Source organism: Porphyromonas loveana (genome assembly GCF_003096695.1).
GTDB lineage: Bacteria > Bacteroidota > Bacteroidia > Bacteroidales > Porphyromonadaceae > Porphyromonas > Porphyromonas loveana.
In genome coordinates, this window is sequence record NZ_QEKY01000017.1 from 1 (window position 1) to 12766 (window position 12766).

A 12766-nucleotide genomic window follows, 5' to 3' on the forward strand; every position below is an offset into this window, starting at 1 on the left:
TCGCTCCTTGATCTCGAGCCTGACGCTGCCATCGAAGCGTTGGTGAATCGCTATAACGCCCTTGTGCAGAAGTTGAAGATCGAACTCAAACGTCGCTCTGCAACAGGTTCTGCCGCGACTGCCAAGCGCAAAGCGGAGACAGAGGAACTGCTCCGTCACCATCTGGAGGAGCTGAAAGAGGTGGAAAATCTGTCCGAAGCGCGATTCGCAGGGCGCTCCATCGGCACGGGGAAGACGCGCTGCTACCTGATAGCAGTAATAAAAGCGGACGGAGAGGTAGAAGATCTTGGTACCGCGCGAAGGGCAAGCTGTTCCTCCTCGTGCCCGACTCCAAACTACCCAAGCCCAGAAAACGAAAAAAGGCTACATATCAAAACAAATTGAACATAAACAAAAAACTATCTGAAATCGACAATGGTTAATCACGTTGAAGTCTAGTTACAAACAATCATCAAAAAATTATTATGAAAAAATTTATCATGCTGATAGTAGCCTTATTTAACACAATGGCTTTCGGTCAAACCCACGAAGTATTCCATACGTCTTTGTGTTACGATATGCTTTCAAGCTTCAATAAATATGAGGACATCATTAAAAGTCCATACTTCGAAAGCACGTTAGCAAAAGACACGGTCTTTATAAATGACATTGAAATAATAAATAAAAAAGTAAGGCCATCCAATATCTGCAACTTGTATGCAAGTCTTCCTACTGACAAAGATGATGCATCAAAATGCTATGATTTTTTCACTTCGCTTAAGCAAGAGGATATCCCCGAAAAATTCAATGGACAATATGTAAACAATATATTTAGTGTCATGCCAGAAATTCTTCGAGTCCTTCAGAAACTCATTGATGCAAACTACCCAAAATACTGGTTTGAACAGGTATATCCAATATTAAAAGATGAAATCAATGGGTACCAGTTTGAAGAAGGCATATTGGATAAAATCCATACTGAATTAGAAAAAATGGCAGGGAATACTTCTTTAGGAGAACAGTATCCCAAAATATACATATTGGATATAGACAATGCTTTTTCATTAAACGATGAAACTTTCTGTTGCACTCCAATATTACTCAACAAAGAGATAGCAAAGCAATATCGGATAAACTTCATACAAGTTTATATTCACGAAAATTTGCATCGATTATATCTATCAAAAAGTTTAATAGATAAATTGGACGAACTCTATGAAAATGACAGTTTCTATCGAAAGAATGAGGATGTTGCGCAAAAACACGGAGAGGGAAAAAACGAAGCATTTATTGTTGCAGCTGAAACCTATATCTCACGAAAATTGGGATTAAAAACCGACCGTGAAGTGTATCAAGAATTTGACGAATATGTTGAAGGCAGTCTGGTGTTATCACCCATCATCTATCAATATATCAGCAACAAAAAAGGAAAAGATTCGTTTAACGACTTCTTGCTAAACTTGTTTGAGAAGAAATATATTAAAGCTGGAAGTATCGAAAAACAATATAATGAAATAATGAGAAAATTGAAAAACAATACTTAAATTTTCTCTTCGTTATACCAGGCAACATAAAAGTTTGAAGCTATATCTCATGCTGACAAGCTTTATCCTGTAATTCTGCAAAAAGACAAATCCTCGGAGTATTAGAACTAGAAAATCAATAACGATTAGGCCTTATTTTGACAGATAAGCCACATACAAACTCTCCCAATCCGCGTGTATCTACTTGCTTATCCCCAATCCAAGCGGTACAAAAGGGATCATCATGCACCATTATTATTACTTTTGTGCCGAATTCTCTCGATGCGGGGGCAATGCACCCGCTACTATGTGAGTAGGACACAGATACACAGACTCTTACAGAAGCAAATCATCATCGTATGGAAATAGCGAGCAAGTACAACCCCGAAGAGGTAGAATCGAAATGGTATAACTATTGGATGGAATATGGCTGTTTCATCTCCAAGCCTGACGGACGCAAGCCATATACCGTCGTTATCCCTCCGCCCAATGTGACGGGCGTCCTCCACATGGGGCATATGCTCAACAATACGATCCAAGACATACTCGTGCGTCGTGCCCGCATGAAAGGCTTCAACGCCTGTTGGGTGCCCGGGACAGACCATGCCTCCATCGCCACCGAAGCGAAAGTAGTGGGCCGATTGGCTGCACAAGGCATTCGCAAGCAGGATCTCTCTCGCGAAGAATTTTTGAAGCATGCTTGGGATTGGACACACGAGCACGGAGGCATCATCTTGGAGCAGCTCAAGCGACTTGGTGCTTCCTGCGACTGGACGCGTACCGCCTTTACGATGGATGAGTCGCGATCCGAGAGTGTTATCAAAGTATTTATCGACCTCTATAATAAAGGACTCATCTACCGCGGCATTCGCGTAGTCAATTGGGATCCGCAAGCACTTACCGCTTTGTCGGACGAGGAGGTGGTCTATAAAGAATCCAACGGCAAGCTCTATTACCTGCGCTACTTCGTGGAGAACGAGCCGGAGCGTTACATCGTGGTAGCGACGACGCGTCCCGAGACGATCATGGGCGACACGGCTGTCTGCATCAACCCCAATGATGAGCGTTACCATTGGCTCAAGGGCAAGCGCGTGATCGTGCCCGGTGTGGGACGTGCCGTACCTGTGATAGAGGACGAATATGTGGATATGGAGTTTGGAACCGGCTGTCTGAAGGTGACTCCCGCACACGACGTCAATGACTATATGCTCGGCGAGAAGCACCGCTTGGAGAGCATCGACATATTCCTCGACAACGGAGTTCTCAACGACCATGGCGGACGCTATGCCGGCATGGACCGTTTCGACGTGCGCAAGCAGATCGAGCAAGACCTGACCGATGCGGGACTGATGGAGCGTGTGGAGAACTACACCAACAAGGTGGGTTATTCCGAGCGGACGGACGTACCCATCGAACCTAAGCTCTCGATGCAGTGGTTCCTCCGGATGGAAGACTTGGCCAAGCCGGCTCTCGATGCCGTGATGGGCGATGAGATCAAGCTGCACCCCGCTAAGTTCAAGAATACCTATCGCCACTGGATGGAGAACGTCAAGGACTGGTGCATCAGCCGTCAGCTCTGGTGGGGACACCGCATACCGGCCTACTACCTGCCCGACGGCAACATCGTGGTCGCCGAGAATGCCGAGGATGCTCTGGAGCAAGCACGTCGCACGACGGGCAACCAAGCACTCACGGCCGAAGACATCCGCCAGGATGCCGATTCGCTGGATACGTGGTTCTCCTCTTGGTTGTGGCCGATGAGCGTATTCGGAGGGGTGATGGATAGTGAGAATGAGGAGCTGGACTATTATTATCCCACGAGCGATCTCGTGACAGCTCCTGATATCCTCTTCTTCTGGGTGGCCCGTATGATCATCGCCGGCTATGAATACCGTGGCAAGAAACCTTTCGAGAACGTCTATCTGACCGGTATCGTGCGTGATGCGCAGGGACGCAAGATGTCCAAGAGCCTCGGCAACTCCCCCGACCCGATCATGCTCATGGAGAAATACGGTGCTGACGGCGTGCGTATGGGACTGATGATGGCCGCTCCCGCGGGCAACGACGTCCTCTTCGACGAGTCACTCTCGGAACAGGGACGCAACTTCTGTAATAAAATATGGAATGCTTTCCGCCTGGTCAAGGGATGGGAGCAGTCCGAAGTTGCCACACAGCCCGAAGCATCGGCATTAGCCGTCAAGTGGTTTGGCTACCGACTCGACGAGGTGAAGGTCGAATTGGACGATCTCTTCTCCAAGTATCGCCTGAGCGAAGCCCTCACCCTACTCTATAAACTCTTCTGGGATGACTTCTCTTCTTGGTATCTGGAGATGGTGAAGCCTGCATATGGCCAACCGATGGATGCCCGGACTTATCGCAGCACGGTCGGCTTCTTCGACCAGCTCCTGCGTCTGCTCCATCCCTTTATGCCGTTCATCACCGAGGAGCTGTGGCACGCACTCGAACCCCGTTTGCAGGGAGAGACCATCATGCTCAGCTATCTGCTCGACCCGCAAGAGATCGACAAGGACTTCTTACGTCGCTTCGATCGCACCTGCGAGCTGATCGCTGCCGTCCGCAACATCCGCACGAGCAAGAACATCCCGTTCAAAGAAAAGCTCGTACTCGAAACAGCCGAGGGGCACGACTCCACCTTCGATGCCGTTGTCATCAAGATGGCAGGCCTCGAATGCATCCGCCCCATCGTGGAGAAATCGGCTGCTTCCGCCTCCTTCCTGATCGGCACGCAGGAATATGCCATCCCGATGGGAGCTTTGATCAATGTGGAAGAGGAAATCAAGAAGCTATCCGAAGAACTGGCTTATCAAGAGAAATTCCTCGCCTCCGTCATGAAGAAGCTCGGCAACGAGAGCTTTGTGTCCAAAGCGCCCGAAGCCGTTATCGCCTTGGAACGCAAGAAACAAAGCGATGCCGAAGCACGAATCGCCACACTGCGTGAGAGCTTGCAACAGATGCAGTCCGGCAAATAACAATACAATCTCAATAGTATGATGAAACCGAATGAAGTACAAATCCAGCTCGAACGCTTATTTCGCACGCCCATCGAGAAAGCCGAATCGGCTTCTTCTCCGTTGGCAATAAACGATCTTTTTGTCCAGATAGATCCTGCAACGGGCGAAGTAGAACTCTTCAACGACAAGGACGAAGAGCTGCATCAGGTCGTTATTTACGACTGGATCCAAGAAGGAAGAACAGAGATTCCGGCAGAGATGATGCAAGAGCTTCGTACTGTGGTCAAGAGACTGCAGGCCGAAAACTTCTTCGACAAGGATGTTTTCGTTCGTCCTTTCTCATTGGCTCTGACCGAAGAAGACTTCACCGTTATCGAGGAACTCCTCTTCATCGATGACGAACTAATCAAACTGGATTCGTCTCTTTTGGAGAATTTGGATGAAGATCTGAACAATTTTCTGGCTGATCTTCTTTCAGATATGAAATAATTGATTACCTTTGCACCGCTTTCGAGAGAGGGCGGGCGGTCGCAAGGCCGTCTATAGGTTGCCGAAATAGCTCAGTTGGTAGAGCAATTCATTCGTAATGAATAGGTCGCCGGTTCGAGTCCGGCTTTCGGCTCAATTTTTAGAGATTGTTGTTAATGTGTTAGGCTGTGTTGCGATTGTTCGTAGCACAGCTTTTTTCGTTGATGCGGTCATCTTTTTTGTCTCTCATTCGGGAGTCGGAGCAGAATTCATGGAGTTTGTAAACGAAAAGGCTACTATCTTTGTTCACCTATAAACAAACAAAACTCATAACAAACAAACACTAACGATCATTATGTCAGAACACGCACGCTGCCTCATCATCGGTTCCGGTCCTGCCGGCTATACCGCAGCTATCTACGCTTCGCGCGCTAACCTCAATCCTATCCTCTACGAAGGCATACAACCCGGTGGTCAATTGACAACGACAACCGAGGTGGAAAACTTCCCGGGCTATCCCGAAGGAATTACGGGACAAGAACTGATGGAAGACCTCCGCAAGCAGGCCATGCGCTTCGGAGCAGATATCCGCTCTGGTATTGCCACCAAAGCCGATCTGAGCAAGGCTCCCTATACCATCACGATCGACGGTGAGAAAGAAATCACAGCCGATACCCTCATCATCTCTACAGGCGCTACCGCCAAATATCTGGGCTTGCCCGACGAAGCCAAGTATGCGGGTATGGGCGTTTCGGCTTGTGCCACTTGCGACGGCTTCTTCTACCGCAAGAAGAAAGTAGCCGTAGTGGGCGGTGGCGACACAGCTTGTGAGGAAGCTCTCTATCTGGCTTCTCTGGCCGAACATGTATATCTGATCGTGCGCAAGAACTATCTCCGCGCTTCCAAGGTCATGCAGGAGCGTGTGATGAATGCAGCAAACATCACTGTCCTATTCGAACATAATACAGTAGGTCTGTTCGGTGAAGACGGCGTAGAGGGAGCTCACTTGGTCAAGCGCAAGGGCGAACCCGACGAACAGATGGTGGACATAGCCATCGACGGCTTCTTCCTCGCCATCGGTCATACTCCCAACTCCAAGATATTTGCCGACTACCTCGATCTGGACGAAGTGGGCTATATCCTGACCGAAGGAGCATCGCCTCGCACCAAGGTGCCCGGTGTATTTGCTGCCGGTGACGTTGCGGATCCGCATTATCGCCAAGCGATCACGGCCGCAGGATCCGGCTGTAAAGCTGCTATCGAAGCGGAGCGTTATTTGGGAGAGCACGGACTCTAATGACACCTCTGTTGGAGAAGGGAATTGCGGCCTTGCATTTTATGGCGTATCCCTTTCTAACGTAATCCAAGAGGCTGAGCCAAAACTCTTGTTTTGGTTCAGCCTCTTGCTTTGAGCAGACTATGGCGCCAATATTGTTGCCCGTTTGGCTCCGTGTGATTACCTTTGTCAGACAATTATTTCAAGGACTAAAAGAATGATTAATCGAGCACTGGTTCGCTCCCGCGTTCTACAACAAGCATATGTGTATTACCATCGGGACGATGCTGACATACAATCTACAGAAAAAGAATTACAGAATAGTCTGGAGCGTACATACGACTTGTACCTATTTCATCTCCTACTGATCCCCGAACTGACAAGGCTACATGCAGAATTTCTTGAGTCCAAGAAGAAGAAGCGTTTGGCCACAGCCGAAGACAAAAACCCCAACCTTCGAATGGCAGAAAACCGACTTGCAGCTAAGATAGACAGCTGTAGGCCGCTGTGGATACGTGCCGAAGAGAACGTACTCAATTGGCGCAATGAGGAAGCATTCCTCCGTCGCCTCCTCAAGAAGGTTCACGCCTCCGATCTATTTGCCCGATATATGGCACAGGATGCCCCCGACAGCTTTGAGGCAGATCGTCAATTTTGGATCGAAATGATGCGCGACATCGTCATGCCCGACGAGGAACTGGCCGAGGTGATGGAGGCCGTCAGCGTATTCTGGGACAATGAGACACAGCTGATCGAGAAGATCGAAACGGAAGACCAGCCCGACATCGAGGACGTGGAGCAGTCTGTGCAGCAGGCACAAGCCGAAGGCAACTATCAGATCGTCCCACAAGATAATGCGCCCACCGAGATCGTGAAGGAGTTTGTCCTCAAGACCATCCGTCACATCGATGCCGAAACCGATCCTGAAAGCATCCTGATACCAATCTACAAGGAGAAGGACGATGCTTCTTTCGGCGTGGCACTCCTGCATCAAACCATCATCCACGACGCAGAATACAAGCAGATCATCCACGACAATCTGATCAATTGGGAAGTGGAACGTATAGCCGACATGGATATGCTCATCATGCAAATGGCCATAGCCGAGCTGCTGCATTTCCCCAATATACCCGCACTGGTGACAATCAACGAGTACATCGAGCTATCGAAGCTCTTCAGCACCCCCAAGAGCGGCACCTTCGTCAATGGATTGCTTGATGCGGTGACGAAAAAGTTCCGCGAACAAGGCAAATTACTCAAATAATAACATTCACTCCAAGCACGCTTCTATCTATGACTAATGATAAAAAGATTCGGGCTGCCATCGTAGGCTATGGCAATATCGGCCGCTATGCACTGCAAGCACTGGCTGAAGCTCCCGACTTTGAAATAGCCGGCGTCGTGCGCCGCAATCCTACAGATATTCCAGCCGAGCTTCGCGGTCTGCCCGTCGTATCGGACATTGAGCAACTCATGCCCGTAGATGTGGCACTACTATGTTCGCCCAGTCGCGAAGTAGAGCGTACGGCATTGGCGATCTTAAGCAAAGGGATCTCTACGGCTGACAGCTTCGACATACACGGAGATATTTTGGCACTACGCCGTTCGCTCGGTGAGGCTGCCCGTAAGTCCGGAGCAGCTGCTGTCATTGCCTCGGGATGGGATCCGGGCAGCGACTCCGTAGTGCGCACACTGATGCAGGCCATCGTTCCCAAAGGAATCACTTATACCAACTTCGGCCCGGGCATGAGCATGGGACATACTGTGGCAGTAAAAGCCATAGCAGGAGTAAAAGCAGCCCTTTCTATGACTATCCCGATGGGTACGGGCGTACACCGCCGCATGGTCTATGTGGAGCTACTCCCCGGGTATCAGATCGACGATGTGGCAGCTGCCATCAAAGCGGACGAATACTTTGCCCATGACGAGACACACGTCACACAAGTGGAGGACGTGGATGCCCTCATCGACATGGGACACGGTGTGCACATGGTACGCAAAGGCGTGAGCGGCATGACTCAGAACCAACGCCTCTCTTTCGACATGACCATCAACAATCCGGCATTGACCGGACAGGCACTGGTGTGTGCAGCTCGTGCGGCCTTGCGTCAGCAACCCGGAGCTTATACCCTGCAGGAGATCCCTGTCATCGACCTCTTGCCTGGCGACCGTGACCAATGGATCAGTCAGCTCTGTTAGAAGAAATAATCATAGCGACACTATTCTCATAACTATTCATCCATAAACGGCTTAACGCATATGACACTACCCGCATTCATCACATGGGATTTTGACCCTGTCATCTTTACCGTTTTCGGACATCCCGTTGTTCTGTACGGTCTGCTCTTTGCCTTGGGACTGATGATCTTAGGCCCATGGATAGCCAAGAAAATGTGGGATCACGAGAAGCTCGACCCGAAATGGTATGAGTCGTTGGCTGTCTATGTCTTTGTGGGTACCATCGTGGGAGCCCGATTGGGACACATACTCTTCTACGACCCGACCTATTATCTCGCCCATCCGGAGAAAATCTTTTTCACGTGGGAGGGCGGTTTGGCCAGTCACGGTGGCACGATAGGTATCATCTTGGCTTGCTGGATCTACTCACGCAAAGTGTCACACAAATCGATCCTATGGGTCCTGGATCGTCTGGCAGTGCCTACGGGGCTGGTGGCGGCCATGATCCGCATCGGCAACTTGACCAATAGTGAGATATTCGGTCGTCCTACGACCTTGCCGTGGGGCTTCCGATTCGTTCGTTCCGAAGAATATCGACAGCTTGTCCCAGCCATGGATATGGGCTGCCATCCGACACAGATATACGAAGCGTTCTGCTATCTCGTGGTCTTTGCCGTCTGTATGTGGCTATACTGGAAGCGCGATGCTGCTCGCAGATATTCGGGGCTGATCGTGGGATTCTTCCTCACCGGCATCTTCCTCTCCCGCTTCATTATCGAACGCATCAAGATCGTTCAGGAGCCGTGGGAACTAAAGTTGATCGAATCAGTGGGAATGAATATGGGACAATTGCTCAGCATCCCGTTCGTGACCGTGGGTATCTGGCTCATGGTACGCGCTCTGAAAAATCCAATCGTTCAGAAATAACTCTAAACGCAATAATCAAATAAAATAATCGAAAACATGATGTATCAAGTTCCTCAAGTAACGGATGCTGTCTATTATGTAGGCGTCAATGACCGCTCGAAAACGTTATTCGAGAATATGTGGCCCTTGCCCTACGGCGTATCCTACAACTCATATCTGGTAGTGGATGAGAAAGTGGCTCTCATCGACACGGTGGACGTGTGCTATTCGGAAGTGTTCTTCAAGAAGTTGGACACGGTCCTGCAGGGTCGCACCATCGACTATCTTATCGTCAATCACATGGAGCCGGATCATAGCGGCTCTATCGGCTTGCTCCGTCAGCGCTATCAGAATATTCAGATCGTGGGTAATAAGAAGACCCACGGCATGCTCGAAGGCTATCACCATATTACGGAAGGTCTGCTGGAAGTGAAGGAGGGCGATGTACTCTCACTCGGCAAGAATGAACTCACCTTTATCCTCGCGCCTATGGTGCATTGGCCAGAGGTGATGTTCACCTATATGCCTACGCAGCAGGTACTCTTCTCGGCCGATGCATTCGGCACATTCGGCACGCTCGACGGTCATATCTTTGACAAAGACATGGATCTCTCATTTCGTTGGGAAGAGATGTATCGCTACTACGCCTGCATCGTGGGCAAATACGGCAGCTTCGTGCAGAAGGTGCTGACCAAGTTCAAGGAAGCCAATCTGCCGGTACAATACATCTGCTCTACACACGGCCCTGTGTGGACACCCGAGCACTTCAGCGAGGCCTTCGACATTTACGATCGCATGAGCCGATATGAAGCAGAAGAAGGTGCCGTGGTTCTCTATGGTACGATGTATGGCAATACGGAAGTGCTGGCCGACACGATTGCACAAGGCATCGCAGCCGGTGGCGTGCGCAAGGTCGTATGCCACAACGTAGCCTACAGCCCTGCATCGAACATCCTGCGCGACATCTTCAAGTACAAGGCAGTCGTAATCGGCAGTCCTACCTACAGCAATGAGATCTTCTCTCCGATCCGAAACATCATGGAGATGATCCGTCTGCGTGAGGTGAAGAATCGCTACCTCAGCGTATTCGGTTCCTTCTCCTGGGCTGGTCAGGCTGTGAAGAAGATCGTTCCCTTCGCAGAAGAAATGGGTTGGGAGTTGATAGGCGATGCGCTGGAACAGAAGATGTCCATCACAGATGATATGTACGAGAAAGGTTGGCAACTCGGTTTGGCTATCGCTGAACGCCTAAAAGCTGACCGTTCCTAACAGAATCTCCATACACCCTGATCCTATCTCATCATTATGAGACTCATCATCGAACAGAACTACGACAAGCTCTCTGCTTGGGCGGCCAACTACGCCATCCAACGGATTCGGGAAGCTGCACCTACGGCTGAGAGACCTTTCGTCCTCGGTCTGCCTACGGGTTCATCGCCCATCGGCATGTATCGAGAGTTGGTGAAAGCTTGTCAGGAAGGACGAATTTCTTTCCGTCACGTCATCACCTTCAATATGGACGAATACGTGGGACTCGCCACTGATCATCCGGAGAGTTACCATGCGTTCATGCACCGCCATTTGTTCGATCATATCGATATTCTACCCGAGAATATCCATATTCTCAATGGCAATGCTCCTGATTTGATAGCAGAATGTGAGGCATACGAACAAGCTATCGAAGCAGCAGGAGGCATTGATCTCTTCATCGGGGGGATAGGTCCTGACGGGCATATTGCCTTCAACGAACCAGGGTCATCCCTAACTTCGCGTACGCGCATCAAGACACTGACGACGGACACCATTCTGGCCAATAGCCGATTCTTCGACAACGACACCAATCTGGTTCCCAAGCGTGCGCTTACCGTAGGCGTTGGCACAGTAACGGATGCTCGTGAGGTGATGATCCTGGTGAACGGACACTCGAAGGCACGCGCTTTGCACGAAGCTGTGGAGGGAGCAGTAAGCCATATGTGGACAATCACTGCACTGCAATTACACCCTCGGAGTATCATCGTATGCGATGAAGACGCCTGTGTGGAATTGAAAGTGGGTACTTATAATTATTTCAAGGATATAGAACGCAACAACTTATAAAACTATGCGTTACGACTTAGCTATCATCGGTGGAGGACCGGCCGGATACACGGCTGCCGAACGTGCTGCCAAAGGCGGACTGAAAACCCTCCTGATCGAAAAGAACGCCCTCGGTGGGGTGTGCCTGAACGAAGGTTGTATCCCGACCAAGACGCTCCTATACTCAGCCAAGGTGCTGCATCATATACAGACGGCATCGAAGTATGCTGTCAGCGGAATGGCCGAAGGCCTCGACCTCGGTAAAGTAATCGCTCGTAAAGGCAAGATCATCCGCAAACTGACTGCCGGCATCCGCTCGCGCCTGACTGAGGCGGGTGTGGAGATGGTGACTGCAGAAGCCACGGTAACAGGTCGCCAAGCAGATGGTACGATCCATATCACGGCCGGAGAAGTACAGTACGAAGCAGCTCATCTGCTTCTGTGTACGGGTTCGGAGACGTTTATTCCGCCCATCCCCGGTGTGGAGCAAACGGACTACTGGACCAATCGCGAAGCACTCCAAAACAAAGAAATACCTGCATCTCTCGTCGTGATTGGCGGAGGAGTAATCGGGATGGAGTTTGCCTCTTTCTTCAACAGCATTGGTACCGAAGTCCATGTGGTAGAGATGATGCCTGAGATTCTCAACGGCATCGATCCCGAACTGGCGGCTACGCTCCGTGCTCACTATGAAAAAGAGGGTGTGAAGTTCTACCTCGGACATAAGGTGACGGCCGTACGCAACGGTGCTGTGACCATAGAGTTTGAAGGAGAAACAAAGGATATCGAAGGCGAACGCATCCTGATGAGCGTAGGCCGTCGTCCTGTGCTCAGCGGATTTGAACAGCTCGGATTGGAACTTGCCGGCAGAGGTGTAAAGACCAACGAGAAGATGCAGACTTCTATCCCCAATGTGTATGCTGCCGGTGATATCACAGGCTTCTCTCTCTTGGCTCATACAGCCGTACGCGAAGCTGAAGTGGCCGTAGATCAGATACTGGGTATTACCGATGAAACGATGAGCTACCGCGCCGTACCGGGTGTGGTTTACACCAATCCCGAAGTTGCAGGTGTGGGCGAAACGGAAGAATCGCTTCGCAAAGCAGGACGCGCTTATACAGTGCGTCGCCTGCCAATGGCTTTCTCCGGTCGTTTCGTGGCTGAGAACGAACAAGGTAATGGCGAGTGCAAACTGTTACTCGACGAAGAAAATCGTCTGGTCGGAGCACACTTGATCGGTAACCCTGCCGGAGAACTGATCGTGACGGCTGCCATGGCCATCGAAAACGGTATGACCGACAAGCAGATCGAACGCGTCATCTTCCCCCACCCGACGGTAGGTGAGATACTAAAAGAGACGCTTGCAGGAGGTTAAAAACAGCTTCCAC

10 protein-coding genes, 1 tRNA gene and 1 pseudogene are annotated in these 12766 nt (G+C 50.1%); all 12 read left to right on the forward strand.

The features are described from left to right. Positions 1 to 384, forward strand: a pseudogene (locus C7382_RS10110) (hypothetical protein); the annotation flags it as partial. 80 nt (positions 385 to 464) lie between these two features. Next, a complete protein-coding gene (locus C7382_RS08660; protein WP_116679892.1) occupies positions 465 to 1523 on the forward strand; it encodes a hypothetical protein in 1059 nt (352 codons plus the stop codon). A gap of 338 nt (positions 1524 to 1861) precedes the next feature. Then, entirely contained in the window at positions 1862 to 4492 is a 2631-nt protein-coding gene (locus C7382_RS08665; RefSeq protein WP_116679893.1) for a valine--tRNA ligase, read from the forward strand. 18 nt (positions 4493 to 4510) lie between these two features. Continuing rightward, a complete protein-coding gene (locus C7382_RS08670; protein ID WP_243405686.1) occupies positions 4511 to 4963 on the forward strand; it encodes a hypothetical protein in 453 nt (150 codons plus the stop codon). A gap of 60 nt (positions 4964 to 5023) precedes the next feature. Further along, a tRNA-Thr gene (locus C7382_RS08675) sits at positions 5024 to 5096 on the forward strand. A 201-nt stretch (positions 5097 to 5297) separates the two neighbouring features. Continuing rightward, positions 5298 to 6239, forward strand: coding sequence for a thioredoxin-disulfide reductase (gene trxB / locus C7382_RS08680; RefSeq protein WP_116679894.1), 942 nt, complete (start codon positions 5298 to 5300; stop codon positions 6237 to 6239). Positions 6240 to 6435: 196 nt separating this feature from the next. Beyond that, the gene (gene nusB / locus C7382_RS08685; protein WP_116679895.1) at positions 6436 to 7482 is read left to right on the forward strand and encodes a transcription antitermination factor NusB; all 1047 of its coding nucleotides are present in this window, start codon (positions 6436 to 6438) and stop codon (positions 7480 to 7482) included. A 29-nt stretch (positions 7483 to 7511) separates the two neighbouring features. Further along, positions 7512 to 8417, forward strand: coding sequence for a diaminopimelate dehydrogenase (locus C7382_RS08690; RefSeq protein WP_116679896.1), 906 nt, complete (start codon positions 7512 to 7514; stop codon positions 8415 to 8417). Positions 8418 to 8477: 60 nt separating this feature from the next. Next, on the forward strand, positions 8478 to 9323 hold the full coding sequence (lgt, locus tag C7382_RS08695; RefSeq protein WP_116679897.1) for a prolipoprotein diacylglyceryl transferase: 846 nt from the start codon (positions 8478 to 8480) through the stop codon (positions 9321 to 9323). 39 nt (positions 9324 to 9362) lie between these two features. Next, on the forward strand, positions 9363 to 10571 hold the full coding sequence (locus C7382_RS08700) for an FprA family A-type flavoprotein (protein WP_116679924.1): 1209 nt from the start codon (positions 9363 to 9365) through the stop codon (positions 10569 to 10571). Positions 10572 to 10607: 36 nt separating this feature from the next. Continuing rightward, a complete protein-coding gene (gene nagB, locus C7382_RS08705; protein WP_116679898.1) occupies positions 10608 to 11399 on the forward strand; it encodes a glucosamine-6-phosphate deaminase in 792 nt (263 codons plus the stop codon). A 4-nt stretch (positions 11400 to 11403) separates the two neighbouring features. Further along, positions 11404 to 12753, forward strand: coding sequence for a dihydrolipoyl dehydrogenase (gene lpdA / locus C7382_RS08710; protein ID WP_116679899.1), 1350 nt, complete (start codon positions 11404 to 11406; stop codon positions 12751 to 12753). The last annotated feature ends 13 nt before the right edge of the window (positions 12754 to 12766 follow it).

Coding starts and splice junctions, on each gene's coding strand:
- C7382_RS08690 (WP_116679896.1), top strand. CDS start 7,512: ATGACTAATGATAAAAAGATTCGGGCTGCCATCGTAGGCTATGGCAAT.
- lgt (WP_116679897.1), top strand. CDS start 8,478: ATGACACTACCCGCATTCATCACATGGGATTTTGACCCTGTCATCTTT.
- nagB (WP_116679898.1), top strand. CDS start 10,608: ATGAGACTCATCATCGAACAGAACTACGACAAGCTCTCTGCTTGGGCG.
- C7382_RS08700 (WP_116679924.1), top strand. CDS start 9,363: ATGTATCAAGTTCCTCAAGTAACGGATGCTGTCTATTATGTAGGCGTC.
- trxB (WP_116679894.1), top strand. CDS start 5,298: ATGTCAGAACACGCACGCTGCCTCATCATCGGTTCCGGTCCTGCCGGC.
- C7382_RS08660 (WP_116679892.1), top strand. CDS start 465: ATGAAAAAATTTATCATGCTGATAGTAGCCTTATTTAACACAATGGCT.
- lpdA (WP_116679899.1), top strand. CDS start 11,404: ATGCGTTACGACTTAGCTATCATCGGTGGAGGACCGGCCGGATACACG.
- C7382_RS08670 (WP_243405686.1), top strand. CDS start 4,511: ATGATGAAACCGAATGAAGTACAAATCCAGCTCGAACGCTTATTTCGC.
- C7382_RS08665 (WP_116679893.1), top strand. CDS start 1,862: ATGGAAATAGCGAGCAAGTACAACCCCGAAGAGGTAGAATCGAAATGG.
- nusB (WP_116679895.1), top strand. CDS start 6,436: ATGATTAATCGAGCACTGGTTCGCTCCCGCGTTCTACAACAAGCATAT.